Below are 26,729 nucleotides of genomic sequence, written 5' to 3'. Positions count from 1 at the left end.
ATTCCCTGCCTTATAGCGTTTGATGCTTGTAAATCACCAAACGGTATATAAAAGCGTTACAGCTCCGCACCGAGTTATAAATACACTGGTCGTCAATAAGGCGAAAGCCTGAAGGAATGACTCAGTGATAAGGTGCAGAATGAAACAAAACCGGGTTAAAAATCTCGTGCTGAAAGGTTGGCTGGCGGCTGCGCTGTTGGCGAGCGGCGCCGCGTCGGCGGCGGAATTGCTGAACAGCTCTTATGACGTTTCCCGTGAATTGTTCGTCGCGCTGAATCCCGGCTTTGAACAGCAGTGGAATCAACAGCATCCGAACGACAAGCTGACCATCAAACAATCGCACGCCGGCTCGTCGAAGCAGGCGCTGGCGATCCTGCAGGGCCTGCGTGCTGACGTGGTGACTTACAACCAGGTCACCGACGTACAGATCCTGCACGATCGCGGGCAGCTGATCCCGGCGGACTGGCAGTCGCGCCTGCCGAACAACAGCTCGCCGTTCTATTCCACCATGGCGTTTCTGGTGCGCAAGGACAACCCGAAGGGCATCCACACCTGGAACGATCTGGTGCGTGACGACGTGAAACTGGTGTTCCCGAACCCGAAAACCTCCGGCAACGGCCGTTACACCTATCTGGCCGCCTGGGGCGCCGCCAGCCAGGCCGACGGCAATGATGCGGCCAAGACTCGCGCCTTCATGACCCGTTTCCTGAAGAACGTGCTGGTGTTCGATACCGGCGGCCGCGGCGCGACCACCACCTTCGTCGAGCGCGGTTTGGGCGACGTGCTGATCAGCTTCGAGTCCGAAGTGAACAACATCCGCAAGCAATACGGTGAAGACAAGTACGACGTGATCGTGCCGCCGGTCGATATTCTGGCGGAGTTCCCGGTGGCCTGGGTCGATAAAAACGTCGAGCGCAACGGCACCGAACAGGCGGCCAAAGCCTATCTGAACTATCTCTACAGCCCGGCGGCGCAGCAGGTGATCACCAGCTTCTACTACCGCGTGTATGACCAGAAAGCGATGGCGGCGGCCAAGGGGCAATTCCCGGACACCCAACTGTTCCGGGTGGAAGATCAATTTGGCGGCTGGCCGCAGGTGATGAAAACCCATTTCGCCACCGGCGGCGAGCTGGATCAGCTGTTAGCGGCAGGGCGCAAGTAAATGTTGGCGTTGTCGTCCAGTAAGCGGGTGCTGCCCGGATTTAGCCTCAGCCTCGGCAGCAGCCTGTTTTATACCTGTTTGATCCTGCTGCTGCCGCTCAGTGCGCTGGTGATGCAGCTGGCGCAGATGAGCCTGGCGCAATATTGGGAAGTGATTTCCAACCCGCAGGTGGTGGCGGCGTATAAAGTGACGCTGCTGGCGGCCGCTGTCGCCAGCCTGTTCAATGCGGTGTTCGGCATGCTGATGGCCTGGATCCTGACGCGCTACCGCTTTCCCGGCCGTTCGCTGCTGGATGGCCTGATCGACCTGCCGTTCGCGCTGCCGACGGCGGTGGCCGGCCTGACGCTGGCGGGGCTGTTTTCTACCACCGGCTGGTACGGTCAGTGGCTGGCGCACTTCGACATCAAGGTTACCTTTACCTGGCTCGGGATCGCGGTAGCGATGGCGTTCACCAGCCTGCCGTTTGTGGTGCGCACCGTGCAGCCGGTGCTGGAAGAGCTGGGGCCGGAATACGAAGAGGCGGCCGAGACGCTGGGCGCCACGCGCTGGCAGAGTTTTCGCCGCGTGGTGCTGCCCGAGGTGGCGCCGGCACTGCTGGCCGGCACCGCCATCTCCTTTACCCGTAGCCTGGGCGAGTTCGGCGCGGTGATTTTCATCGCCGGCAACATCGCCTGGAAGACGGAAGTGACCTCGCTGATGATTTTTGTGCGTTTGCAGGAGTTCGATTACCCGGCGGCCAGCGCCATCGCCTCGGTGATCCTGGCGGCGTCGCTGCTGCTGCTGTTCAGCATTAACGTATTGCAAAGCCGCTTCGGCAGACGTTTGGGAGGAGGGCACTGATGGCTGATGTTTCCGCCTTCAACGGCGCCGAGCGCCCACGCGTTAACTGGGGCAAGTGGACGCTGATCGCCATCGGAACGCTGTTCTCGGTGCTGCTGCTGGTGGTGCCGATGATGTCGATTTTCGCCGAGGCCTTTTCCAAAGGATTCGGCGCGATGTGGAGCAACTTGCTCGATCCGGACATGCTGCACGCCATTTGGCTGACGGTCTTGATCGCGCTGATTACCGTGCCGTTTAACCTGGTGTTCGGCACGTTGCTGGCGTGGCTGGTGACGCGTTTCACCTTCCCCGGCCGCCAGCTGCTGCTGACGCTGATCGATATCCCGTTCGCCGTTTCACCGGTGGTGGCGGGGCTGATTTACCTGCTGTTTTACGGCAGCAACGGCCTGCTGGGCGGCTGGCTGGATGCGCATAACATCCAGATCATGTTCTCCTGGCCGGGCATGGTGTTGGTGACTATTTTCGTCACCTGTCCCTTCGTGGTGCGCGAGCTGGTGCCGATGATGCTCAGCCAGGGCAGCCAGGAAGACGAGGCCGCCATTCTGCTGGGGGCGTCCGGCTGGCAGATGTTCCGCCGCGTGACGCTGCCCAACATTCGCTGGGCGCTGCTGTATGGCGTGGTGCTGACCAACGCACGCGCCATCGGCGAGTTCGGCGCGGTGTCGGTGGTGTCCGGTTCGATTCGCGGCGAAACCTACAGTCTGCCGCTGCAGGTCGAGCTGTTGCAGCAGGATTACAACACCGTCGGTTCCTTTACCGCTGCCGCGCTGTTGACCCTGATGGCGATCGTTACCCTATTTTTGAAGAGTGCGCTGCAGTGGCGTCTGGAACGTCAAAACGCACGTCTCGAGCGGGAGGAAAATCATGAGCATTGAGATTAACGGCATCAACAAGTACTTCGGCCGCACCAAGGTATTGAACGATATCTCGCTCGATATTGCTTCCGGCGAGATGGTGGCGCTGCTCGGGCCGTCCGGTTCCGGCAAGACCACGCTGCTGCGCATCATCGCCGGGCTGGAAAGCCAGAGCGGCGGCAAGCTGGGCTTCCACGGCACCGACGTCAGCCACATGCATGCACGCGACAGGCGCGTGGGTTTCGTGTTTCAGCACTATGCGCTGTTCCGCCACATGACGGTGTTCGACAACATCGCCTTCGGCCTGACCGTGCTGCCACGCCGCGAGCGGCCGAACGCCGCGGCGATCAAACAGAAAGTCACTCAGTTGCTGGACATGGTGCAGCTTGGCCATTTGGCCAATCGCTACCCGTCGCAGCTGTCCGGCGGCCAGAAACAGCGCGTGGCGCTGGCGCGCGCCCTGGCGGTGGAACCGCAAATTCTGCTGCTGGACGAGCCGTTTGGCGCGCTGGATGCGCAGGTGCGTAAAGAGCTGCGTCGCTGGCTGCGCCAACTGCACGAAGAGCTGAAGTTCACCAGCGTATTCGTCACCCACGATCAGGAAGAGGCGATGGAAGTGGCCGACCGCATCGTGGTGATGAGCCAGGGTAATATCGAACAGGTTGGCTCGCCGGAGGAGATTATGCGCGAGCCGGCCAGCCGCTTCGTGCTGGAATTCATGGGGGAAGTGAACCGCCTGAACGGCGAAATTCGCGGCTCCCAGCTGTTCGTCGGCGCGCATCAGTGGCCGCTGTCGTTCCAGCCGATGCACCAGGGCAGCGTCGATCTGTTCCTGCGCCCGTGGGAAATGGAAGTGGCGACCGAAAGCAGCGAACGTTGCCCGCTGCCGGTTCAGGTGCTGGAAGTCAGCCCGCGCGGCCATTTCTGGCAGCTGACGGTGCAGCCGATCGGCTGGCATCAGGAACCGATAAGCATAGTGCTGCCGGAAGGCAACGCCACGCCGGTGCGCGGCGGCCGTTATTACGTCGGCAGCCTCAATGCGCGGCTGTATGCCGGCGATCAACTGCTGCAACCTGTTGCGTTAGCCAAAAGCGCCTGATAGGTTTTAACAGCCCTTTTTTTCAAGGCAACCCCAGGGTTGCCTTTTTACTTTACGCACACCAACACACAGGCAAAGATCGTGACAACGCTCGAACAATGCATCGGGAATACCCCGCTGGTAAAACTGCAACGGCTGGCCGCCCAGGCGGGCAGCGAAGTATGGGTCAAATTGGAAGGCAATAACCCGGCGGGATCGGTGAAGGATCGCGCCGCGTTGGCGATGATCCAGCAGGCGGAGCTGCGCGGGGAGATCAAGCCCGGCGACGTGCTGATCGAGGCTACCAGCGGCAACACCGGCATTGCACTGGCGATGATCGCTGCATTGAAAGGCTATACGCTGAAGCTGCTGATGCCGGAGAACATGAGCCTGGAACGGCAGGCGGCGATGCGCGCCTACGGTGCGGAACTGATCCTGGTCAGCCGTGAGCAGGGGATGGAAGGGGCGCGCGATCTGGCGTTGGAGATGCAGCGCCAGGGGCAGGGCAAGGTGCTGGATCAGTTTAACAATCTCGACAATCCTTATGCCCACTTCACCACCACCGGCCCGGAGATCTGGCGCCAGACCGAAGGGCGCATCACACACTTCGTTTCCAGCATGGGCACCACCGGCACCATTACCGGCGTGGGCGGTTACCTGAAGAGCCAGAATCCGCAAGTGCAGATCGTCGGCCTGCAGCCGGCGGAGGGCAGCAGCATCCCCGGCATTCGCCGTTGGTCGCCTGCTTACCTGCCGGGGATTTTCCGCCCGGAGCTGGTGGATCAGGTGTTGGATATCGAACAGGGCGATGCCGAGCAGACCATGCGCCAGTTGGCGCAGCGTGAAGGCATTTTCTGCGGCGTCAGCTCCGGCGGTGCGGTAGCCGGCGCCTTGCGCATCGCGGCGGCCCACCCTGGCAGCGTGGTGGTGGCGATCGTCTGCGATCGCGGCGACCGTTACCTCTCTACCGGCGTGTTCGACTGATCGCTCCTTCCCGGCGGTGTGTTCCGTCGGGAGAATCTTTCCCCCTTTCCTTTCGACAGACGGCAGCCCCGCTTGCGTGGTAGCTGCCGCTTGCTCGTGCGCCAATGCCATGACTGAAGTAGAGAAATTGCGCGGCAGCGGCCACAATAACGGTGGCGAGACGCAAAGAGCGATGTGTAAGGATTGAGTAAAACCGGCTGCGGGCCGGCGGAATTGGCGGGAAAATAACGAAAATCGGTGAAGGAGCAAGGCATGAAAATTTTACTGGTCGACGATGACCTGGAGCTTGGCACCATGCTGAGCGAATACCTGACCGGCGAAGGCTTCGATGCCACGCTAGTGCTGACGGGCAAGGCGGGGGTAGAGGGCGCGCTGTCGGGCGACTATACCGCGATGATCCTCGACATCATGCTGCCGGACATGAGCGGCATTGACGTGCTGCGGGACGTACGTAAAAAGAGCCGGCTGCCGATCATCATGCTGACCGCCAAAGGTGACAACATCGATCGGGTGATTGGCCTGGAGATGGGCGCCGACGATTACATGCCCAAACCGTGCTACCCGCGCGAATTGGTGGCGCGTCTGCGCGCGGTGCTGCGCCGTTTCGAAGAGCGGCCGCAAGAGGCGGACGACGAAGCCGCTATCAGCTTCGGCGAGCTGACGTTGAACCCTTCAACCCGCAGCAGCGAATGGCGCGGTAAGGCGTTTGATCTGACCGCTTCGGAATTCAATCTGTTGGAGCTGTTGCTGCGCGCGCCGGATCGCGTGGTGTCGAAGGACGAGCTGTCCGAGAAGGGGCTGGGGCGCCCGCGTGAGGCCTATGACCGCAGCGTGGACGTGCACATCAGCAATATTCGCCAGAAGCTGAGCGCGTTGGCCGGCAGTAAGCTCAGCATCGAGACGGTGCGCAGCATCGGCTATCGCATCCGGTAACCTGATATGCGCGGAAGACTGTTCTGGAAAATTTTACTCGGCTTTTGGTTGACCTTCCTCATCATGACGCAGGCGCTGTGGGTGGCGTTTTCTCTTTATGGCGATCGTTATGTGCCGCCGGAGAACGCCATGGCGCGGCGGGTCATTGGCCTGCAACTGACCTCCGCCGCCACCCAGTTGCGCAGCGGCGGTATGCCGGCGCTGGAAGCCCTGATGCGCGACTGGCCCGAGGACGACAGGCGTCTGCTGTCGGTTACGCCGATGACCCAACCGCCGCCGCCCGCGCCGGAAGAACCGGTGTTTGAAGGGCGTCGTATGCCGAAAGCGATTTCCGCCTGGGTGCAGACCGGAGAAGGGCAAGGTTACTGGCTGAGCTATGACGTGCGCGGGCTGCGGGAAGAGTATCGGCCGGAGCGGCGTTCCCACTTCTTCAACATTCCTGCGCCGATGCTGTGGGTCGGCGGGCTGGGCGGTTTGCTGTTCAGCGCCGTGCTGGCCTGGAACCTGACCCGGCCGATGCGTCAGCTGCGCGGCGGCCTGGATCGGGTGGCGCAGGGCGATCTGTCGGTGCGGCTGTTCCCGAACATGCGACGCCGCCATGACGAGCTGTCCGACGTGGCGCGCGATTTCGACACCATGGCCGAGCGGCTGGAACTGCTGGTTAGCGCCCGCGAGCAGTTACTTCATGACGTTTCGCACGAGCTGCGTTCACCGCTGGCGCGCCTGCAGCTGGCGATTGGCCTGGCGCGGCAGAATGCCGGTAACGTCGAAGCCTCGCTCAAACGTATCGAACACGAGTCGGGGCGGCTGGACAAAATGATCGGCGAGCTGCTGGCGTTGTCGCGTACCGAACACAGCAGCCTGCCGGACGAGGAGTACTTCGATCTGTACGGCCTGGTGGATGCGGTGGTGAGCGATGCACGCTACGAGGCGCAGGTGCCCGGCGTGGATATCGTGCTGCAGGCCGAGTCGGACGTGGAGTACACCGTCAAGGGCAATGCGGAACTGATGCGGCGAGCGGTGGACAACATCGTGCGCAATGCGCTGCGCTTTTCCAGCCACGGCCAGCGGGTGACGGTGGCGCTGTCGCGCGTCGATAACCAGTTCCAGATCGCGGTCAGCGATCAGGGGCCGGGGGTCGAAGAGGCGAAGCTGTCGAGCATCTTCGACCCGTTCGTTCGCGTGAAGTCGGCGCAGTCGGGCAAGGGCTACGGCCTGGGGCTGGCGATCACCCGCAAGGTGGTATTGGCGCACGGTGGCCAGGTTGAGGCGCGCAACGGCGACAGAGAGGGGCTGGTCATTACCCTGCGTATCCCGCGCTGGTCGTCATAACGTAGTGAGATTGGGATACGACGAAGGGGATAAAAAAACGGCGCCGAGGGCGCCGTTTTTCTTGCTCATCCGCGCTTACTTCTTGATGCGGATGATCGGGGTTTCGCCAACGGTCACGCTGCCGGACAGTTTGATCAGCTCTTTGATCTCGTCCATGTTGGAGATAACGACCGGCGTCAGGGTAGACTTGGCTTTCTCTTCCAGCAGTGGCAGGTTGAACTCGATAACCACGTCACCTTTCTTGACGCGCTGACCTTCTTCGGCGATGCGTTTGAAGCCTTCGCCTTTCAGTTCTACGGTATCGATGCCGAAGTGGACGAACAGCTCAATGCCGCTGTCGGATTCGATAGAGAATGCATGGTTGGTTTCGAAAATCTTACCGATGGTGCCGTCAACCGGAGCAACCATTTTGTTACCGGCCGGTTTGATGGCGATACCGTCGCCAACGATTTTTTCAGCGAACACTACGTCCGGCACATCTTCGATATTGACGATTTCGCCAGAAAGGGGAGCGACGATCTCGATAGTGCCCGTGTCTTTCTTGTCATCAGAAACCAGAGATTTCAGTTTATCGAACAAACCCATGATCTTCTCCTAAGCATTAAATTGGGCGGCGTTCCAGTGTCGTGGAAGTTTAGCAGAGCGTTTTTTCTTCGATGAATTTATTGACGCAATTCATCAGGTCTTGTGCCGTTGGCTGTGCCAAGGCCTGCGCTGCCAACGCCTTCACATCTTCGAAATTCGTGTTACGAATAATTTTCTTGATGCGCGGGATTGAAATCGCACTCATGCTGAACTCATCCAGCCCCATGCCCAATAACAACAGTGTAGCACGCTCATCGCCAGCCAGTTCGCCGCACATGCCGGTCCACTTGCCTTCTGCGTGAGATGCATCAATAACCTGTTTGATCAGGCTAAGTACTGATGGGGACATCGGGTTATAGAGATGAGAAATCAGCTCGTTGCCGCGATCTACCGCCAGAGTATACTGGGTTAGATCGTTTGTCCCAATACTAAAGAAGTCGACTTCTTTCGCCAGGTGGTGAGCGATGACCGCCGCAGCCGGTGTTTCCACCATCACGCCCACCTCGATGCTCTCGTCAAACGCCTTGCCTTCTTCGCGCAGCTGCGCCTTCAGCGTCTCGATTTCGCCTTTCAGATCGCGCACTTCTTCCACGGAGATGATCATCGGGAACATGATGCGCAGTTTGCCGAACGCCGAGGCGCGCAGAATGGCGCGCAGCTGGGCGTGCAGGATTTCACGGCGGTCCATCGCGATGCGGATGGCGCGCCAGCCGAGGAACGGGTTCTCTTCCTTCGGCAGGTTCATGTACGGCAGGTCTTTGTCGCCGCCGATGTCCATGGTGCGGACGATCACGGCCTGCGAGCCCATGGCTTCCGCCACGGCTTTATAAGCCTGGAACTGCTCGTCTTCGGTCGGCAGCGAGTCGCGGTCCATGAACAGGAATTCGGTACGATACAGGCCGACGCCTTCCGCGCCGTTGCGCTCTGCACCCGCGACGTCGCGCACGGTGCCGATGTTGGCGCAGACTTCAACCTGATGGCCGTCCAGCGTAATCGCCGGCAGGTCCTTCAGCTTGGCCAGATCGTTTTTCTCGGTGATGTATTGGTTCTGGGCGGCTTTCAGCTGATCGATAACGTCAGCGGTCGGGTTAACGTAAATTTTGTTGTTAACCGCATCCAGAATCAGGTAGTCGTCGTTTTTCACCTGCTTGGTCACGTCGCTGGTGCCGACGATCGCCGGCAGCTCCAGGGAGCGCGCCATGATAGAGGTGTGGGAGGTGCGGCCGCCGAGATCGGTAATGAAGCCCAGCACTTTGTCCAGGTTCAGCTGCGCGGTCTCGGACGGGGTCAGATCGGTGGCCACCAGGATCACTTCGTCCTGAATGGAGCCCAGATCGACGATCGGCATGCCCAGAATGTTTTGCAGCAGGCGTTTGCCGATGTCGCGCACGTCGGCGGCGCGTTCTTTCAGGTATTCGTCGTCCAGCTCTTCCAACGCTTTTGCCTGACCTTCGATCACGGTGTAGGCGGCGGCGTCTGCGGAGGCCAGATCGTCTTTGATTAGGGCTATGATTTCCTGCTCAAGCTCTTCGTCTTCCAGCAACATGATGTGGCCTTCGAAGATAGCTTCCTTCTCTTCGCCGAAGGTTTCGCCAGCTTTGGTCTTGATCGCTTCCAGCTGTTCGGACGCTTTCGCGCGGCCGGCCAGAAAACGCGAGACTTCCTGCTCTACTTGATCAGCAGAGATTTTTTTCCGGTTGATGACGATGTCGTCTTCTTTCAGCAAGAGAGCCTTACCAAAAGCGATGCCCGGTGATACTAAAATGCCTGAAATCATAACCCTACCTTACTCTTGACTGGTGTTAACTAAAAAGACGGGCCGATTACTCAAGCTCTGCCATCAGTTTTACCAAGTGCTCAACGGCTTTCTGCTCGTCTTCACCTTCAGCTGAGATGGTCACTACGGTCCCTTGAGTCAGCCCCAGAGTTTGCAGTTTGAACAGGCTTTTAGCGCTGGCGCTTTTGCCGTTGGAGGTCACGGTGATGTCAGACGTGAAGCCTTTGGCTTCTTTAACGAACTGAGCGGCAGGGCGAGTATGCAGACCATTCGGAGCGGTAATAGTAACTTCTTGCTGGAACATTGATGTTTCCCCAACTTATTGGATTAATGTTGTGGAGTTAAAGTTTAGCCCAGGGGCCTGACTTTAACTTGTCTGGTTATAGCGCCTGACTATGGACAGGGGCGAACGTTGATGCAACAGAAAACGACGCGTTAGGCACTTCAGATCAAAAAACTCGGCTTTAGACGTCGTTCCAATCCGCTCCCCATTATGCCCGATTCGCCGCGTCGGCGACAGATGAGTAAATCGATTCAGCCTTGACCGTGCTCGGAGAGTGATTAATTTTGCGCATCGAAATAATGCAACGTTAAATACTAAAGGCGACGGGCAAAAGCAATCTTGGACTGCTATAAAGTTTGATCCAGTCCACAAAAAAGCACCCCGCAGGGTGCTTTTTTAGCGATTTGTGCAGTTGCGGAATTACTGCTGCAATTCCTGCTCGGTGAACAGATCGGCGAACAGCGCGGTGCTGAGATAACGTTCGCCGGAAGAGGGCAGGATGACCACGATAGTCTTGTCGGCGAACGCCGGTTCTTCGGCCAGTTTCACCGCCGCCGCGACCGCTGCGCCGGAGGAGATGCCCGCCAGGATGCCTTCTTCGTCCATCAGACGACGCGCCATGCTGATGGCTTCGTCGTTGGAGACTTTCTCGACGCGATCCACCAGGTCAAGATCGAGGTTGCCCGGAATGAAGCCGGCGCCGATGCCCTGGATCTTGTGCGGGCCCGGTTTCAGCTCTTCACCGGCCAGCGCCTGGCTGATGACCGGCGAGTCGGTCGGCTCGACCGCCACGGTGGTGATGGCCTTGCCTTTGGTGTTCTTGATGTAGCGGCTGACGCCGGTCAATGTGCCGCCGGTGCCGACGCCGGAGATGAACACGTCGACTTCCCCATCGGTGTCTTCCCAGATTTCTGGGCCGGTGGTTTTTTCATGGATGGCCGGGTTGGCCGGGTTGCTGAACTGCTGCAGGATCAGGTAACGGTTCGGATCGGTCGCGACGATCTCTTCGGCTTTGGCGATGGCGCCTTTCATGCCTTTCGCCCCTTCGGTCAGCACCAGATTGGCGCCCAGCGCCTTGAGCAGCTTGCGGCGCTCGATGCTCATGGTTTCCGGCATGGTCAGCGTCAGCTTGTAACCGCGCGCAGCGGCGACGAAGGCCAGCGCGATGCCGGTGTTGCCGCTGGTCGGCTCCACCAGTTCCTTGCCGGCGGTCAGCACGCCGCGTTGTTCCGCATCCCAAATCATATTGGCACCGATGCGGCATTTGACGCTGAAGCTCGGGTTACGTGATTCAACCTTGGCCAGAATGCGTCCGTTGCCGATACGGTTCAGACGAACCAGCGGCGTATGGCCGATTGTTAATGAGTTGTCTTCATATATCTTGCTCATAGCCCGTCCTTTAACTCTATGAAAATGTGGGGAACATCGAAAGCATACGCTAACAGTACCGGCAGGGAAGTAAAGAATTGGTATATCTATATGTTATTAGGAAATAAGTTTTAAGCACAATGATAAGGGCGCGAAATGCGCGCCCTGTCGAAAATTCCCGCGCTGTCGGCGGTAAAAAACGGCGATTATCGGACGAATTGCGTGCGATAACGATCGACCCACATCGCGGTGGCGCCGCAGACGGCGACCGGCAGGATCACCAGGTTGAGGATCGGGATCATGGTAAAGAGGCTGACCAGCGCGCCGAACTGCAGATTGTCGGTTTTGTGCTGGCGCAAAGCGCGGCGCATGTCGGCAAAGCTCACCTTGTGGTTGTCGAACGGGTAGTCGCAATACTGGATCGCCAGCATCCAGGCGCTGAACAGGAACCACAGCACCGGCGCCACCGTCTGGCCGATACCGGGCACGAAGTACAGCGCCAGCAGCAGCAGCGCGCGCGGCAGGTAATACATTAGCTTGCGCCATTCGCGCGCCATGATGCGCGGCAGATCTTTGGCGATGCCGAGCAGGCCGGTGTCCGGCAGCGGTTTGCCGGTCAGGCTGCCTTCGAGCTGCTCGGCCAGCAGGCCGCAGAACGGCGCGGCGATCAGATTGGTGATAGTGCTGAATAGATAGCTGAACACCAGCAGCACCGAAATGACCGCCAGCGGCCACAGCAGGTAGCTCAACCATTGCAGCCAGTCGGGAACGTGGCTCATCATCGCCGGGATCCAATCGCCAAGCCGGCTGAACAGCCACCAGAAAGCGGAGCCCATCAGCAGCACGTTGACCAGCAACGGCAGGACCACATAGCGTTTAATCCCCGGGCGCGAAATCAGGCGCCAGCCTTCGGCGAAATAGTGAATGCCGCTGGTCGAGCGGGAAGGGAGCTGCGTATAGGACATATCTTAAGTTATCTCGTTGTCTGAACAGGCATCATTATCATATAGGGATGATTTTCCACTGGCTAGGGTAGGGTTGGCTGAAAAACCAGCAGAAAAAGGCAGTATAATCATCTTTATTGGCATAAAGTTCAGCACGGACTTGCACTTGTGTGCGCGGGCAAATAGAGTTAAAGAGTGAATGTTTGCCGCGGTGGCAATGTATTGGAACAACAGAGATAGCAATGATGCAGGATTTGCGTCTGATATTAATCGTTGTTGGCGCGATCGCCATAATAGCGCTGTTATTGCACGGTCTGTGGACCAGTCGCAAAGAACGGTCAGCGCTCTTCCGCGATCGCCCAGCCAAACGTTCCCAAAAGGAACGTGAACAAACTCCGATCGACGATCTCGAAGAAGGCGTCGGTGAGGTGCGCGTACGCGCCGCTCACCCGCAAGACGAGCCGTCATTCGGCCATTTCGATGCCGCACGCGAAGAACCCGTGGCCGCGCCGAAGCCCGCTCCGGCGGCTGCGCCAGCGCCCCACGCCGTTCAGCCGGCTGCCCATCAGACGCCGCCTCCGCTGTCTCAGCGGCCGGAATATGATGATATCCTGCTGAACAACTACGCGCCGGACGAAGAACAGGCCGAACCGCAGCAACCGCAACCGGCCGTGCGCCGTGAGCCGCGCGTCGACGATCTGCCGCATGAACATGAGGCGCCGCAGGGGGCAGAACCGGCATTCCACGCCGAACCGGCTCCTGTGCAGCAAGCGCCGGAAGTGAAGCCTGCGCCGGAACCTGCACCGCAGCCTGCGGCTGCGCCAATTCAGGCTAAGCTGAAAGAGACCGTGCTGGTGCTGCACGTCGCGGCCCATCAGGGCGGCGTGATCGGCGGCGAAGTGCTGCTGCAGAGCGTGTTGCAGGCGGGCTTCCAGTTTGGCGAGATGGGCATCTTCCACCGCCATATCAGCCCGGCCGGCAGCGGCCCGGTACTGTTCAGCCTGGCGAACATGGTCAAGCCGGGGTCGTTCGATCCTGACATGATGTCCGATTTCTCCACGCCGGGCGTGTCGATGTTCATGATGGTGCCGTCTTACGGCGACGCCAATCAGAACTTCAAGCTGATGCTGCAGTCGGCGCAGCGCATCGCCGACGACGTGGGCGGCGTGGTGCTGGACGACGAGCGCCGCATGATGACGCCGCAGAAGCTGGAAACCTACAAAGCGCGTATCCGTGAAGTGTTGGAAAACAACGCCTGACCGGGTTGCCGCGCGCACTGAACATCCGTAACAACAAAGCCCCCGCTAGCCGGGGGTTTTTTATCTTTGATGGTGAGCCATGGAATCGATAATCCAACAAATCAATCAACTACGAGCCACATTGCGCCATCATGAATACCAGTATCATGTGCTGGATGCGCCGGAAGTGCCGGATGCGGAATATGACCGCCTGATGCGTGAGCTGCGCGAGCTCGAGAGCGCGCATCCGGAGCTGATCACCGCCGATTCGCCGACCCAGCGCGTGGGCGCGGCGCCGCTTGCGGCGTTCGACCAGGTGCGTCACGAAGTGCCGATGCTGTCGCTGGACAACGTGTTCGACGAAGAAAGTTTCCTGGCGTTTTACAAGCGCGTGCAGGACAGGCTCAAAAGCAGCGATCCGCTGACCTTCTGCTGCGAACTGAAGCTGGATGGCCTGGCGGTCAGCCTGCTGTATGAAGACGGCGAACTGGTGCGCGCGGCGACGCGCGGCGATGGCACCACCGGGGAGAACATCACCACCAACGTGCGTACCATTCGCGCCATCCCGCTGCGCCTGACCGGCGACAACATCCCTCGCCGGCTGGAAGTGCGCGGCGAAGTGTTCATGCCGCAGGCCGGTTTTGAACAGATGAACGAAGAGGCGCGGCGCAAAGACGGCAAGGTGTTTGCCAATCCGCGCAACGCCGCCGCCGGTTCGCTGCGCCAGCTCGATCCGCGCATTACCGCTAAACGGCCGCTGACCTTCTTCTGCTACGGCGTCGGCCTGCTGGAAGGCGGCGAGCTGCCGCGCAGCCACTTTGAGCGCCTGATGCAGTTCAAGGCCTGGGGCCTGCCGGTTAGCGATCGCGCCCAGCGCCGCACCGGCAGCGAGGAAGTGCTGGCGTTTTATCGTCAGGTCGAGCAGGACCGCGCACAGCTCGGTTTCGACATCGACGGCGTGGTGATCAAGATTGACGACATCGATCTGCAGGAAACGCTGGGCTTTGTGGCGCGAGCACCGCGTTGGGCGACGGCGTTCAAATTCCCGGCCCAGGAGCAGATCACCGTGGTGCGCGAAGTGGAGTTTCAGGTTGGCCGCACCGGCGCGATTACGCCGGTGGCCCGCCTTGAGCCGGTGTTGGTGGCCGGGGTGACCGTCAGCAATGCCACCTTGCACAATGCCGATGAAATTGAGCGGTTGGGGCTGCGCATCGGCGATACGGTGATCGTGCGCCGTGCCGGCGACGTGATCCCGCAGGTGGTGGGGGTGCTGGAAGACCGCCGGCCGCAGGATGCGCGCGAAGTGGTGTTCCCGCTGCACTGCCCGGTGTGCGGCTCCGACGTTGAGCGCGTGGAAGGCGAAGCCGTGGCGCGCTGCACCGGCGGTCTTATCTGCGGCGCGCAGCGCAAAGAGGCGTTGAAGCATTTCGTTTCCCGCCGCGCGCTGGACGTTGAAGGCATGGGCGACAAGATCATCGAGCAACTGGTGGACAAGGAGTACGTGAAGAACCCGGCCGATCTGTTCCGGCTGTCCGCCGGCATTCTGACCGGTCTGGATCGCATGGGGCCGAAATCGGCGCAGAACCTGGTCAATGCGCTGGAGAAATCCAAACAGACCACCTTCGCCCGCTTCCTGTATGCGCTCGGCATTCGCGAGGTCGGCGAAGCGACCGCCGCCAACCTGGCGGCGCATTTCGGATCGCTCGAGAAGTTGTTCGCCGCTGACATCGAGGCGCTGAAAGAGGTGCCGGACGTCGGCGAAGTGGTGGCCAAACACACCCGCAATTTCCTCGATGAAGCGCTCAATCAGCAGGTGATCAACGAGCTGGTGGGCGCCGAGATCGGCATCCACTGGCCGGCGCCGGTGGTGGTGGCGGCGGAAGAGATAGACAGCCCGTTCGCCGGCAAAACCGTGGTGCTGACCGGCTCGCTGAGCCAGCTGTCGCGCGACGAGGCCAAAGATCGCCTGACGGCGCTGGGCGCCAAGGTCAGCGGCAGCGTGTCGAAGAAAACCGATCTGGTGATCGCCGGTGAGGCGGCCGGTTCCAAGCTGGCGAAGGCGCAGGAGCTGGGTATCGCCGTGATCGACGAAGCGGAGATGATCCGCTTGCTGGGTGAGTGATGGAAAAAGAAAACCTGCTGGAGATCGCCAATACAGTGATGCCGTTCGGCAAGTACCAAGGGCGGGTGCTGATCGATCTGCCCGAAGAGTACCTGCTGTGGTTCGCCCGCAAGGGCGAATTCCCCAAAGGCAAGCTCGGCATGCTGATGGAGATGACGCTGGCGATTAAAATCGAAGGGCTTGACCACCTGGTCAAGCCGCTGAAGAAAAGCTGAACTGACGGGCCAAGGCCCGTCTTTTTTTTACCCGCGCGACGCCTGTGCGTTGGCGTTGGGCACCGCCTGTTGCGCTCGCTGCTTGCGCTGGTATCTTTTGGCCAGCACTGCGCAGGTCATCAGCTGCACCTGATGAAACACCATCAGCGGCAGCACCATGATCCCCACCGTCGCCGCCGGGAACAGGATATTGGCCATCGGAATGCCGTTCGCCAGGCTCTTCTTCGAACCGCAGAATACGATGGTGATCTCGTCCGCTTTGCTGAACCCCAGCCAACGCGCCATGTAAGTGTTCACCACCAGCACGATCGCCAGCAGCACGATGCTGCCGCCGACGATAAACGCCAGCGAACCGATCCCCACCTGATGCCAGATGCCGTGCGTCACCGCCTCGCTGAAGGCGGCGTACACTACCAGCAGAATCGAGGTCTGGTCGGTTTTACCGATAAGCGGCCGATGGCGCTCGATCCAGCCGCCGATCAGCGGTCGCAGCAGGTGGCCGGCGACAAACGGCACCAGCAGCTGCAGCACGATCGAACCGACCTGCCGCAGGCCGCCGGTATCGCCGTGCACGTTCATCAACAGGCCGACCAGCAGCGGCGATACGAAGATCCCGAGCAGGCTGGAGGCGGAAGCGCTGCACACTGCCGCCGCGACGTTGCCGCCCGCCAGCGAGGTGAAGGCGATGGCCGACTGCACGGTGGCGGGCAGAATGCACAGGTAGATGAAACCGGCGTACAGTTCGGGGCTGACGTCGATCGGCGCCCACCAGGCGAACAGCATCCCCAGCGCCGGGAAAATGATGAAGGTGCTGAACATCACCCACAGATGCAGCCGCCAGTTATTGCTGCCGGCCAGGATGGCCTCGCGCGACAGCTTGGCGCCGTGCATGAAAAACAGCAGGGCGATGGCGGCGATGGTCAGGGCGTTGAGCCAGCCGACGAACTCGCCGCGCGCCGGCAGGAACGACGCCAGCAGCACGGTGGCGATCAGCGTCAGGGTAAAACGATCGGGCAGGAATCTCATGGCGATGCGCTCGGGTAGAAAATCGATGGGGCTATTCTCCCGCGCGGGCATATAATAATAAAATTGATTTATTTAATTCATCCATGAATAAAACACATGAATTACTCACTCAAACAGCTGCGGGTGTTCGTCGCCATCGCCCGCCACGGCAGCTTCAGCCGCGCCGGGGAGGCGATCGGCCTGACGCAATCGGCGGTCAGCCACAGCGTGAAAGAGCTGGAGGCGGAGGTCGGCGTGCGCCTGCTGGATCGCACCACGCGTGAGGTGGCGTTGACCGACGCCGGCCTGCGGCTAGCCAACCGGGTCGAACGGCTGCTGGACGAGCTGCAGGCCGCGTTGCTGGATGCGCGCAGCTTTGGCGTACAGCGCAGCGGCACGGTGCGGGTGGCGACGAGCCAGACCATTTCCGCCCATCTGATGCCGCAGTGCATCGCCGCCGGCGAGCGTGAATACCCGGAGATCCGCATCATGCTGCGCGATCAGGCGCAGCAGCAGGTGCTGCACAGCGTGCGCAACGCCGAGGTGGATTTCGGCATCGTGGTCGATCCGGTACAGGCGGTGGATCTGGAGTGCGAAGCGGTGCTGCATGAACCTTTCCTGTTGCTGTGCCGCGACGATCATCCGTTCGCTGCGCAGCCGGCGGTGCGTTGGTCGGCGTTGAACGGTTGCCGCCTGGTGTTGCAGGATTATGCGTCGGGCAGCCGGCCGCTGATCGACAGTGCGCTGAGACAGCAGGGCGTGGAGGCGCAGGTGGTGCAGGAAATCGGCCATCCGGCCACGCTGTTCCCGATGGTGGCGGAGGGGATTGGCATCAGCATTTTCCCGGCGTTGGCGCTGCCGTTGCCGGAAGGGGGGCGGCTCCGGGTGCGGCGGCTGGTGCCGGAAATTAACCGCGCGCTGATGCTGGTGCGGCGCAAGAACCGCTCACTGACGCCGGCGGCGGAGGCCATCTGGCAGGTGGCGCGTCAGCAGGCGGCGCTGCTGCAACAGCGCCGGCGGGAAAACGCGGCATATTGACTCAGATATAGACGTCCACCGCGTTGAGCGGCGTTGGGCGGTTTACGCCGTCGCCGGATTGCGCCGCGGCTTTTTCCATTTGCTCCTGCTGCTGCTTTTCCATTTCTTCTTTCTGGATGCGCGCGATCTCGGCTTGCAACATCTTGATCTGCGCTTCGATCAGCTGTTTCTGCTTTTCGATCTCTTTGGGGTCGGCGCTGGAGTCCTTCAGTTCCACCAGCTTTTGCTGCAGCGCCTGAATCTGCCGGTTCAGCGCCTTGATGCGCGCCGAAGCGCGGCTTTCATTGAGGTTAACCGGTTCGTCATTGCCGTTGGCGCGTTCGTTTTTCTCCATCTTGCCGCCTTGCGGCTGGTTGTTGACCGGTTTGGCCATCAGCAATTCGCCCTGATGGCCCGGCGCGCTAAAGACGTTGCTGACGCCGGGAACGGTATTTTTGATCGGTACGATCATGGTGATGGTGGTCGACATGGATGCTCTCCCTGAGTCGGTATATCGCTGATCAGGGTATCGGCAGCGGCGGCTAAATCTTTACCTGCCGCAGACGCGGCCAGCGCAACAGCCAGCCTTTGTCGAGCACGCGCTGGGCATAGGCCGCGCGATCGCCGTTTTTCACGTTGAAGGTAATGGTGTCGTCGAACAGCGCCGCGAGCCCGAAGGGGGCCACCAGGGTGATGCTGTCGTCGGCGTTCAGGCGCGCGCCGATCGCCGTTTCCACTTCGGTCCAGAAGCTGATGGCCTCTTCGCTGTTGCGGTAGGGCGCCCGGCCGCCGCGCAGGTGCATGCGCGCCTGGTTCTTGACCGACCACGGCTGCGGCAGCCACTGTTGCAGCCGCGCCTCCAGCATGCGATCGCGTTCGGCGTCCGCACGCTGCGCATCGAAGTGGATCACGTCGATATCGTTGAGCGGCGTGGGCTCCCTATAGCCGTGGCGCCGATCCCACACCAGGTTGCGTACGAAGCCGGCGCCGAGGCACCAGTCATTCAGGCCGAGCCGGCGCACGGTGCGCAGGGCGGCCATGCGCGCGTTATCTTGTTGCAGCCAGTCGATAATTTGCCGTTGCGGATCCATCACCCCTCCTGTTTTCGCGGCTACTGTAACCTGAAGCGACGGCGGGTGAAATGGGGAGAGGCGTGATGGCGGCGATCGCGTGCAAAATAATTTTCTTTTCCCACTGACTACACTTGGTGCAGGGCTGTTATCTCGTCACTCGGGGCAAGGGAGGGGGCTATGTATCAGGCAACGGTGGGCCAACGCGGCTATCGCTTTGGCGATCTGCGTCAGCTGATGGCGAAGGCTTCGCCTGCGCGTTCCGGCGATTATCTGGCGGAGGTGGCGGCGCAAAGCGCCGAAGAGCGCATGGCGGCGCGTATCGCGCTGGCGGATTTGCCGCTCAAGGCGTTCCTGCAGCAGACGCTGGTGCCGTACGAGCAGGACGAGGTGACGCGCCTGATTATCGATAATCACGATGCCGCCGCTTTTGAGCCCATCTCGCACCTCACGGTCGGCGATTTTCGCGACTGGCTGCTGAGCGAGCAGGCCGACAGCGCCATGCTGGCGCAGGTGGCCGCCGGCATTACGCCGGAGATGGCAGCGGCGGTGAGCAAGATCATGCGTAATCAGGATCTGATCCTGGTGGCGAAGAAGTGCCGGGTAGTGACGCGCTTTCGCAATACGATTGGCCTGCCGGGCCACCTTAGCGTGCGGCTGCAGCCCAATCACCCGACCGACAGCCTGCAGGGCATCGCCGCCAGCATGCTGGACGGCCTGCTGTACGGCAGCGGCGACGCGGTGGTTGGCATCAATCCGGCCAGCGACAGCCTGCCACTGCTGGAAAAGCTCAACTACATGCTGGACGACGTGATCCAGCGCTTCGCCATTCCCGCCCAATCCTGTGTGCTGACCCACGTGACCAACACGCTGCGGCTGATGGAGCGCGGCGCACCGGTGGATCTGGTGTTTCAGTCGATCGCCGGTACCGAAGCGGCCAATCGCGGTTTCGGCATCAGTCTGGCGCTGCTGGCGGAGGCGCAGCAGGCGGCGCTGAGCCTCAAGCGCGGCACGTTGGGCGATAACGTGATGTACTTCGAAACCGGGCAGGGCAGTTGCCTGTCGGCTAACGCGCATCACGGCGTCGATCAGCAGACCTGTGAGGCGCGTGCCTATGCGGTGGCGCGCCATTTCTCACCGCTGCTGATCAACACCGTGGTGGGGTTTATCGGCCCCGAATACCTGTATGACGGCAAACAAATTATCCGCGCTGGGCTGGAGGACCACTTCTGCGGCAAGCTGCTCGGCCTGCCGCTGGGTTGCGACGTCTGCTACACCAACCATGCCGAAGCCGATCAGGACGACATGGACACGCTGCTGACGCTATTGGCCGCCGCCGGGTTGACGTTCCTGATCGGCGTACCGGGCGCGGATGACATCATGCTCAACTACCAAAGCACCTCGTTCCACGACGCGCTCTATATCCGAGAGCTGCTGGGGCTGAAGCACGCGCCGGAGTTCGCCGCCTGGCTGGCGGCGATGAACATCACCGACGAACGCGGGCGGCTGCGCGACGCCGCCGCCAATCACCCGCTGTTGCTGGCGCTGCAGGGAGAACGGACATGAGCAAACCGGTTCACGTCAACAGTTGGGATGCGCTGCGCGCCTTTACCGACGCGCGCATCGCGCTGGGGCGCACCGGCGCCAGTCTGCCGACCGACGAGCTGCTGCGCTTCGGCCTGGCCCATGCCCAGGCGCGCGACGCGGTGCATCAGCCTTTCGACAGCGAGCGGCTGGCGGCGGATCTGCACGATGCCGGTTGGCCCACGCTGGCGGTGCACAGCCAGGCTGGCGACCGCGCCGCCTACCTGCGCCGTCCGGATCTGGGGCGGCGATTGGCGCCGGATAGCCGCAGCCTGCTGCTTGGTTTACCGCCGCGCCGCGTCGATCTGCTGCTGGCGGTGGCGGACGGCCTCTCCTCCAAGGCGGTGCACCGCCAGGCGCTGCCGTTGCTGCAAGCGCTGCGGCCCTATCTCGATACGCTGGGGCTGACCGTGGCACCGGTGGTGCTGGCGCATCAGGCGCGGGTGGCGCTGGGGGATGAGATCGGTGAATGCCTGCAGGCTCGGGCGGTGGCGATGCTGATCGGCGAACGGCCGGGGCTGTCGTCGCCGGACAGTCTGGGCATCTATTTGACCTGGGGACCGAGCGCGCGCAGAACGGACGCCGAGCGCAACTGTATTTCCAACGTACGGCCCGAGGGGCTGGATTACCCGCAGGCGGCGTTCCGCCTGGCCTGGCTGCTGGAGCAGGCGTTCAAGCGGCGGCTGAGCGGCATCGAGTTGAAGGACGAGAGCGACAATCCGGCGCTGCACGGCAGGGTGACGCCGCGTTACCCCCAGCTGGGCGGCTGACCGATGGTTTGCTGCAGCAGGGTGGTGAAGGCCGCCAGCCGGGCGGACACTTTCGCCATTGGCCGCAGCAGATAGATGCCTTGCTGCTCATGGCGCGGATCTTCCAGCATTTGCACCAGTTGCCCGTGCTGCACGTCCGGCCCCACTACCCAGTTGGGCAGAAAGGCGATGCCGAGGCCGAGCAGCGCGGCCTGACGCTGCGCGGTGAAGTCGTCGCAGCGCAGCGCCATGGTGCAGCGGTTCATCAACGCCGCGTCGAGGATCTGCGCCCAGCAGGCCGGCTGCTGCTTGTGGTAGCGGGCGATCAGCCGATGCTGCGGCAGCGCTTCCAGATCGGCCGGCAGGCCATAGCGGGCGACGTAGGCGGGGCTGGCGCACATGACCCAGCGTTGGGTGGCGATGCGGCTGGCGTACAGCGCGCTGTCCTTCTGCTCGCCGATGCGGATGGCGGCGTCCAGCCGCTCCTGGGTCGGATCGGTCTGGCGTTCGGTCAGATCGAGATCGACCCACAGCTGAGGGTAGCGTTCCGCCAGCGTCGGCAGCAGCGGCAGCACATAGGTTTTGCCGAAGGTCGGCAGGCAACTGATGCGCAGCGTGCCCTGCGGCGTTTCGTTCAGCGCGTTCAGCTCGGCGCGAAGGCCGGTAATGTCCGTCATCAGCGCGGCGGCGCGTGTCAGCAGCAGCTCGCCGGCGTCGGTCAGCAACAGGCCGCGGGTGGAGCGCACGAACAGCGTCGCGCCGAGCGCGCTTTCCAGCGCATCGATATGGCGCACCAGCGAAGAAGGCACCATACCCAGCTGGCGCGCGGCGGCGGAAAAGCTGCCCAGGTGGGCCACGTCGAGAAAAATTGGCAGATGTTCTACATAGCGGGCGTCATTCATTTTTGCATTATATGCAAAAGCGTTTCTTATGAATACCCGCTTCTCTGCCGGCGGCGCGGCGGCTACTCTGGCTGCGGGTTGACGACGGGCTTCAACGCCGCCTTATCCCGGCCGTATAGAGAGAAAACGCATAAACCTCGCGGCGCTTAGCACTAAATAACAGATGTTTTTCCCAGGCTGCGCGAGCCGCCTGCGGAGTTGATAGTCGCTCCAACACCAGATTAACCGTTCAATTTGATATCCGATCCAGCATTAATGATTAGTGAGCCTTTACTTTCACTCATCATGCTGTTGACTCTGGATATCGGCCGGCCAGCCGTGCCGGTTTTTTTGTCGCCTCAGGCTGAATCGTTCCAACTGATGAACGCACCTGAGAGGCATCTTGGCCCGCCGTCGGTGGGTCTTTTGAACGCGCGGAACCGCGATCCCGCGCTGGTGGAGGAGTTAGTCATGAACGAAAAACACGGGTGTTCCTGTGCGCGCCATTTGGCGCAGGGTTTTGCCAGGCAGTCGATCAACGCCGGGGAGGGCGAAATCTATCAAATCTCGCTGATGAGCGCGCTCATCGACGGGGTCTATGAGGGCGAAACCACCATTGCCGAGTTGCTCAAACACGGCAACTTCGGCCTCGGCACCTTCAATCATCTGGACGGTGAACTGATCGCTTTCGATCGGGAAATACACCAGCTGCGCGCCGACGGCAGCGCCCGGCCGGCCGGCCTGCAACAGAAAACCCCCTTCGCCGTCGTCACCTTTTTCCAGCCCAGCGTCAGCCAGCAATTCGACCGGCCGATCACCAAGGCACAGCTGCACCAGTGCATCGACGAACAGGTCGCCTCGCCAAACCTGTTCTGCGCGGTGCGGGTGGACGGTGAGTTCAGCCATGTCGAAACCCGCACTGTACCGCGTCAGGAACGGCCTTACCGCCCAATGCTGGAAGCGATAGAAGAGCAGCCGACCTTCTCGTTCCATCAGCGGCGCGGCACGCTGGTCGGCTTCCGCTCGCCGGATTACATGCAGGGCATCGGCGTGGCCGGCTATCACGAACACTTCGTTACCGACGACCGCAGCGGCGGCGGCCACGTACTGGACTACCAGCTCGATCATGGCCGTTTGCAGTTCGGCGTCATCACGCGTCTCAATCTTCAGTTACCGCATGATGCGGATTTCTTGCGCGCCAACCTCTGCCCAGAGGATTTGGATCGCGCGATTCGTTCCGCCGAGGGCTAACCCCGGCGATCGTTTTCTTAGGAGGTGGAACCATGGCACAGGAAAAAACAGGCAATGACTGGCAATGCGGCGCCGATTTGGTGGTGAAAAACCTGGAAGCGCAGGGCGTCAAACACGTTTTCGGTATTCCGGGCGCCAAGATCGACCGGGTGTTCGACTCGCTGGAGGACGCGCCGTCGATCGAAACGGTGGTGGTGCGGCATGAGGCCAACGCGGCCTTTATGGCGGCGGCGGTCGGCCGCCTGACCGGCAAGGCCGGGGTGGCGCTGGTCACCTCCGGGCCGGGCAGCTCCAACCTGATCACCGGGCTGGCGACCGCCACCTCGGAAGGGGACGCGGTAGTGGCCTTCGGCGGGGCGGTGAAGCGCGCCGACAGCCTGAAGCAGACGCACCAGAGCATGGATACCGTCAGCATGTTCCGGCCGGTGACCAAGTATTGCGCCGAAGTGCATGCCGGTTCGGCGATTTCCGAGGTGATCGCCAACGCCTTCCGCCGCGCCGAGTTCGGCCGGCCGGGGGCGTCGTTCGTCAGCCTGCCGATGGATATCGTCAATGAACCGGTCAGCGCGCCGGTGCTGGCGGGCTGCCGCTTGCCGCGCATGGGGGCCGCCGCGGCAGACGACATTCAGGCGGCGGTGAAACTGATCCGCCAGGCCAAATGCCCGGTGCTGCTGCTGGGCTTGCAGGCCAGCCGGCCGGAGAACAGCGAGGCGGTGCGCCATCTGCTGTACCGCACCCATATGCCGGTGGTCGGCACCTATCAGGCGGCGGGGGTGATCGACGTCAACCACTTTGCCCGTTTCGCCGGCCGCGTCGGCCTGTTCAACAACCAGCCGGCCGATCAGCTGCTGCAGAAGGCCGATCTGGTGGTGAGCGTCGGTTATGATCCGATCGAATACGATCCCTGCATGTGGAACAGCCACGGGCGGCTGAAGCTGGTGCATATCGACGTGCTGCCGGCGGATATCGATACCTGCTATCGGCCGGACGTCGAGCTGGTGGGCAACATCAGCGCTACGCTGAACATGATGACCGAAGCGTTCACTGAGGCGGTCTGCGTGCCGCCGGAAGTGGAGCTGATCCTCACCGATCTTGGCCGCCAGCGCACTGAACTGGCGGAGCGCGCCGCCCGCCGCGGCGGCATGCCGATCCACCCGCTGCGCATCGTCAAGGAGCTGCAGGACATCGTCAGTGACGACGTGACGCTGTGCGTGGACATGGGCAGTTTCCACATCTGGATCGCCCGCTATCTTTACAGCTTCCGCGCTCGCCAGCTGTTGATCTCCAACGGCCAGCAAACCATGGGGGTGGCGCTGCCGTGGGCCATCGGCGCGGCGCTGGTGCGCCCCGGCGACAAGGTGGTGTCAATCTCCGGCGACGGCGGCTTCATGCAGTCGAGCATGGAGCTGGAGACCGCGGTGCGGCTGAAAAACAACATCGTGCACGTGATCTGGGTCGATAACGCTTACAACATGGTGGAAATGCAGGAAGTGAACAAATACCAGCGCAAATCCGGCGTGGAGTTCGGGCCCATTGACTTCAAGGCCTATGCGGAATCCTGCGGCGCGGTCGGTTTCGCCGTGCAGTCGGTGGAAGATCTGCGGCCGATGCTGCGCAAGGCGATGGCGATCCAGGGACCGGTGGTGGTGGCCATTCCGGTCGACTACGCCGATAACTATAAGCTGATGGCGCAGATGAACTTTAGCCAGATGATTTAATTTCATCATCCTCGCGCCGTTTCACCGGGGCAGGCCGCTTGCGCGCCTGCCCGTTTTTATGCGCGGAATTTATCCTTTACATCGCTAACTGCATGATTTATTGCTATCCGTTGGGCTGTTTTTTCACCACTGGGGATAGCGCAATGAAAAGAAAAGCAATAACGATCGGGCTGCTGGCGTTGGCGATTGCCGGCGGCGCGCGGGCCAATACGCTGGTCTACTGTTCCGAAGGCTCGCCGGAAGGCTTCAACCCGCAGCTGTTCACCTCCGGCACCACGGTAGACGCCAGTTCGGCGGCGATCTACAACCGGCTGGTGGATTTCAAACCCGGCACCGTCGAGCTGCAACCCAGCCTGGCGGAAAGCTGGGAGGTGAGCGAAGACGGCAAGCGCTATACCTTCCATCTGCGCAAGGGCGTGGCATTCCAGAGCAATAAATATTTCACGCCCACCCGCGATTTCAACGCCGATGACGTCATCTTCTCGTTTATGCGCCAGAAGGACGCCAACAACCCGTATCACAAGGTCTCCAACGGCGCCTACACCAACTTCGAGTCGATGGAGTTCGGCACGCTGATTGACCGGATCGTCAAGGTGGATGACCACACCGTGCGCTTTGAACTCTCCCGCGCCGAGGCGCCGTTCGTCGCCGATCTGGGCATGTATTTCGCCACCATTTTATCGGCGGAATATGCCGACGCGATGCTGAAGGCCGGCACGCCGCAGCGGGTGGACAACGATCCGATCGGCACCGGGCCGTTCCAGCTGGTGCAGTACCAGAAGGACGCGAAAATCCTCTACAAGGCGTTCGATCGTTACTGGGAAGGCAAGCCGAAAATCGATCGGCTGGTGTTTTCGATCACGCCGGATGCGACGGTGCGTTACGCCAAGCTGCAAAAGAACGAGTGCCAGGTGATGCCGTTCCCCAACCCGGCGGATCTGGCGCGCATGCGGCAGGACGGCAACCTTCAGGTAATGGAAAAATCCGGCTTGAATATCGGCTTCCTGGCGTTCAACACCCAGAAGAAACCGTTGGATAACGTCAAGGTGCGCCAGGCGTTGGCGCTGGCGGTCAACAAGCCGGCGATCATCGACGCGGTGTTCCACGGCGCCGGCCAGCCGGCCAAGAACCTGCTGCCGCCGACTCAATGGGGCAGCAACGCGCAGCTTGAAGACTACCCGTATTCGCCGGAGCGTGCGAAGCAGCTGTTGCAGGAGGCCGGGTTGGGGCAGGGCTTCGATATCGATCTATGGGCGATGCCGGTGCAGCGGCCCTATAACCCCAACGCCAAGCGCATGGCGGAGATGATCCAGGCCGACTGGGCTAAAATCGGCGTGCGCGCCAAAATCGTTACCTTCGAGTGGGGCGAGTATTTACAGCGGATTAAAAACGGCGAACACCAGACCGCGCTGATGGGCTGGACCACCGCCAACGGCGACCCGGACAACTTCTTCGGCCCGCTGTTCACCTGCGCTTCGCTCGGCGGCTCCAACTCGGCGAAATGGTGCTACAAACCGTTCGACCAGCTGATCCTGCAGGCGCGCGAAGAGAACGATCATGCCAAGCGGGTGGCGATGTACCAGCAGGCGCAGGTGATGATGCACGATCAGATGCCGGCGCTGATGATCGCGCACTCGACCATCTTCGAACCGGTGCGCAAGGAAGTGAAAGGCTACGAAATAGACCCGTTCGGCAAACACATCTTCAAGCAGGTGTCGCTGGAGAAGTAACGAAAAGGC

At 61.2% G+C, this 26,729-nt stretch carries 25 protein-coding genes; 16 read left to right on the top strand and 9 right to left on the bottom strand.

Going from position 1 to position 26,729, the window contains the following annotated elements; all coding sequences use genetic code 11:
• Positions 1–139: 139 nt before the first annotated feature.
• From ACJ8J4_RS09115 to ACJ8J4_RS09085, 7 genes are all read left to right on the top strand, one after another.
• Positions 140–1,162: a sulfate ABC transporter substrate-binding protein gene (locus tag ACJ8J4_RS09115; RefSeq protein ID WP_025303789.1), complete on the top strand. Its 1,023-nt coding sequence runs from the start codon at positions 140–142 to the stop codon at positions 1,160–1,162.
• A complete protein-coding gene (cysT, locus tag ACJ8J4_RS09110) occupies positions 1,163–2,002 on the top strand; it encodes a sulfate/thiosulfate ABC transporter permease CysT (protein ID WP_060447983.1) in 840 nt (279 codons plus the stop codon).
• Positions 2,002–2,877 carry a sulfate/thiosulfate ABC transporter permease CysW gene (gene cysW / locus ACJ8J4_RS09105; RefSeq protein WP_025303787.1) on the top strand — a complete coding sequence of 292 codons (876 nt, stop codon included), beginning with the start codon at positions 2,002–2,004 and terminating at the stop codon, positions 2,875–2,877. The genes cysT and cysW overlap by 1 nt, the downstream gene beginning before the upstream one ends.
• Entirely contained in the window at positions 2,867–3,955 is a 1,089-nt protein-coding gene (gene cysA, locus ACJ8J4_RS09100) for a sulfate/thiosulfate ABC transporter ATP-binding protein CysA (RefSeq protein ID WP_025303786.1), read from the top strand. The genes cysW and cysA overlap by 11 nt, the downstream gene beginning before the upstream one ends.
• A gap of 81 nt (positions 3,956–4,036) precedes the next feature.
• The gene (gene cysM, locus ACJ8J4_RS09095; protein WP_025303785.1) at positions 4,037–4,918 is read left to right on the top strand and encodes a cysteine synthase CysM; all 882 of its coding nucleotides are present in this window, start codon (positions 4,037–4,039) and stop codon (positions 4,916–4,918) included.
• 252 nt (positions 4,919–5,170) lie between these two features.
• Entirely contained in the window at positions 5,171–5,851 is a 681-nt protein-coding gene (locus ACJ8J4_RS09090) for a response regulator transcription factor (RefSeq protein WP_025303784.1), read from the top strand.
• 6 nt (positions 5,852–5,857) lie between these two features.
• Positions 5,858–7,183, top strand: coding sequence for an ATP-binding protein (locus tag ACJ8J4_RS09085; RefSeq protein ID WP_025303783.1), 1,326 nt, complete (start codon positions 5,858–5,860; stop codon positions 7,181–7,183).
• Between the two features lie 75 nt (positions 7,184–7,258).
• Here the strand turns inward: ACJ8J4_RS09085 and crr are convergent, their stop codons facing one another.
• From crr to cysZ, 5 genes are all read right to left on the bottom strand, one after another.
• Positions 7,259–7,768: a PTS glucose transporter subunit IIA gene (gene crr, locus ACJ8J4_RS09080; protein WP_004936467.1), complete on the bottom strand. Its 510-nt coding sequence runs from the start codon at positions 7,766–7,768 to the stop codon at positions 7,259–7,261.
• 49 nt (positions 7,769–7,817) lie between these two features.
• On the bottom strand, positions 7,818–9,545 hold the full coding sequence (gene ptsI / locus ACJ8J4_RS09075) for a phosphoenolpyruvate-protein phosphotransferase PtsI (protein WP_025303782.1): 1,728 nt from the start codon (positions 9,543–9,545) through the stop codon (positions 7,818–7,820).
• Positions 9,546–9,591: 46 nt separating this feature from the next.
• The gene (gene ptsH / locus ACJ8J4_RS09070; RefSeq protein ID WP_004936458.1) at positions 9,592–9,849 is read right to left on the bottom strand and encodes a phosphocarrier protein Hpr; all 258 of its coding nucleotides are present in this window, start codon (positions 9,847–9,849) and stop codon (positions 9,592–9,594) included.
• A gap of 399 nt (positions 9,850–10,248) precedes the next feature.
• Positions 10,249–11,217: a cysteine synthase A gene (gene cysK, locus ACJ8J4_RS09065; RefSeq protein ID WP_004936453.1), complete on the bottom strand. Its 969-nt coding sequence runs from the start codon at positions 11,215–11,217 to the stop codon at positions 10,249–10,251.
• Positions 11,218–11,402: 185 nt separating this feature from the next.
• Positions 11,403–12,161, bottom strand: coding sequence for a sulfate transporter CysZ (gene cysZ, locus ACJ8J4_RS09060; protein ID WP_025303781.1), 759 nt, complete (start codon positions 12,159–12,161; stop codon positions 11,403–11,405).
• A gap of 221 nt (positions 12,162–12,382) precedes the next feature.
• On the opposite strand from cysZ, the gene zipA reads away from it, so the two are divergent.
• The 3 genes from zipA to ACJ8J4_RS09045 all read left to right on the top strand — a co-directional run bounded on the left by zipA (position 12,383) and on the right by ACJ8J4_RS09045 (position 15,715).
• Entirely contained in the window at positions 12,383–13,399 is a 1,017-nt protein-coding gene (gene zipA, locus ACJ8J4_RS09055) for a cell division protein ZipA (RefSeq protein ID WP_043140339.1), read from the top strand.
• A 79-nt stretch (positions 13,400–13,478) separates the two neighbouring features.
• Positions 13,479–15,500, top strand: coding sequence for an NAD-dependent DNA ligase LigA (ligA, locus tag ACJ8J4_RS09050; protein WP_025303779.1), 2,022 nt, complete (start codon positions 13,479–13,481; stop codon positions 15,498–15,500).
• Complete coding sequence (locus ACJ8J4_RS09045; RefSeq protein WP_004936441.1) at positions 15,500–15,715, top strand: DUF3820 family protein; 216 nt, start codon at positions 15,500–15,502, stop codon at positions 15,713–15,715. The genes ligA and ACJ8J4_RS09045 overlap by 1 nt, the downstream gene beginning before the upstream one ends.
• A 27-nt stretch (positions 15,716–15,742) precedes the next feature.
• Here the strand turns inward: ACJ8J4_RS09045 and ACJ8J4_RS09040 are convergent, their stop codons facing one another.
• Positions 15,743–16,741 (bottom strand): bile acid:sodium symporter family protein, encoded by a 999-nt coding sequence (locus tag ACJ8J4_RS09040; RefSeq protein WP_025303778.1) that lies wholly within the window; start codon positions 16,739–16,741, stop codon positions 15,743–15,745.
• A gap of 96 nt (positions 16,742–16,837) precedes the next feature.
• On the opposite strand from ACJ8J4_RS09040, the gene ACJ8J4_RS09035 reads away from it, so the two are divergent.
• Positions 16,838–17,758, top strand: coding sequence for a LysR family transcriptional regulator (locus ACJ8J4_RS09035; RefSeq protein ID WP_164064337.1), 921 nt, complete (start codon positions 16,838–16,840; stop codon positions 17,756–17,758).
• A 1-nt stretch (position 17,759) separates the two neighbouring features.
• Here ACJ8J4_RS09035 and ACJ8J4_RS09030 read toward each other — a convergent pair whose 3' ends face one another.
• Together ACJ8J4_RS09030 and ACJ8J4_RS09025 are read right to left on the bottom strand one after the other, a co-directional pair.
• Positions 17,760–18,227, bottom strand: coding sequence for a FlxA-like family protein (locus ACJ8J4_RS09030; RefSeq protein WP_164068661.1), 468 nt, complete (start codon positions 18,225–18,227; stop codon positions 17,760–17,762).
• 52 nt (positions 18,228–18,279) lie between these two features.
• On the bottom strand, positions 18,280–18,828 hold the full coding sequence (locus ACJ8J4_RS09025; RefSeq protein ID WP_127146826.1) for a nucleotidyltransferase family protein: 549 nt from the start codon (positions 18,826–18,828) through the stop codon (positions 18,280–18,282).
• 159 nt (positions 18,829–18,987) lie between these two features.
• Between ACJ8J4_RS09025 and ACJ8J4_RS09020 the strand changes: the two genes are divergently transcribed.
• Both ACJ8J4_RS09020 and eutC read left to right on the top strand, forming a co-directional pair.
• Positions 18,988–20,373 carry an ethanolamine ammonia-lyase subunit EutB gene (locus ACJ8J4_RS09020; protein WP_164068663.1) on the top strand — a complete coding sequence of 462 codons (1,386 nt, stop codon included), beginning with the start codon at positions 18,988–18,990 and terminating at the stop codon, positions 20,371–20,373.
• A complete protein-coding gene (gene eutC, locus ACJ8J4_RS09015) occupies positions 20,370–21,161 on the top strand; it encodes an ethanolamine ammonia-lyase subunit EutC (protein ID WP_164068665.1) in 792 nt (263 codons plus the stop codon). The genes ACJ8J4_RS09020 and eutC overlap by 4 nt, the downstream gene beginning before the upstream one ends.
• Here eutC and ACJ8J4_RS09010 read toward each other — a convergent pair.
• Positions 21,140–22,042, bottom strand: coding sequence for a LysR family transcriptional regulator (locus ACJ8J4_RS09010; protein ID WP_197835683.1), 903 nt, complete (start codon positions 22,040–22,042; stop codon positions 21,140–21,142). The genes eutC and ACJ8J4_RS09010 overlap by 22 nt on opposite strands.
• Positions 22,043–22,492: 450 nt before the next feature.
• On the opposite strand from ACJ8J4_RS09010, the gene budA reads away from it, so the two are divergent.
• From budA to ACJ8J4_RS08995, 3 genes are all read left to right on the top strand, one after another.
• Positions 22,493–23,272, top strand: coding sequence for an acetolactate decarboxylase (gene budA, locus ACJ8J4_RS09005; RefSeq protein ID WP_049205414.1), 780 nt, complete (start codon positions 22,493–22,495; stop codon positions 23,270–23,272).
• 32 nt (positions 23,273–23,304) lie between these two features.
• Positions 23,305–24,990, top strand: coding sequence for an acetolactate synthase AlsS (alsS, locus tag ACJ8J4_RS09000; protein ID WP_167324494.1), 1,686 nt, complete (start codon positions 23,305–23,307; stop codon positions 24,988–24,990).
• Between the two features lie 143 nt (positions 24,991–25,133).
• Positions 25,134–26,720: an ABC transporter substrate-binding protein gene (locus ACJ8J4_RS08995; protein ID WP_048324631.1), complete on the top strand. Its 1,587-nt coding sequence runs from the start codon at positions 25,134–25,136 to the stop codon at positions 26,718–26,720.
• Positions 26,721–26,729 lie beyond the last annotated feature (9 nt).

Source organism: Serratia sp. CY47280, from assembly GCF_052168655.1.
GTDB lineage: Bacteria > Pseudomonadota > Gammaproteobacteria > Enterobacterales > Enterobacteriaceae > Serratia > Serratia bockelmannii.
Note: the sequence above shows the minus strand (reverse complement) of the source record. Positions and strands in the feature narration are given on the sequence as shown.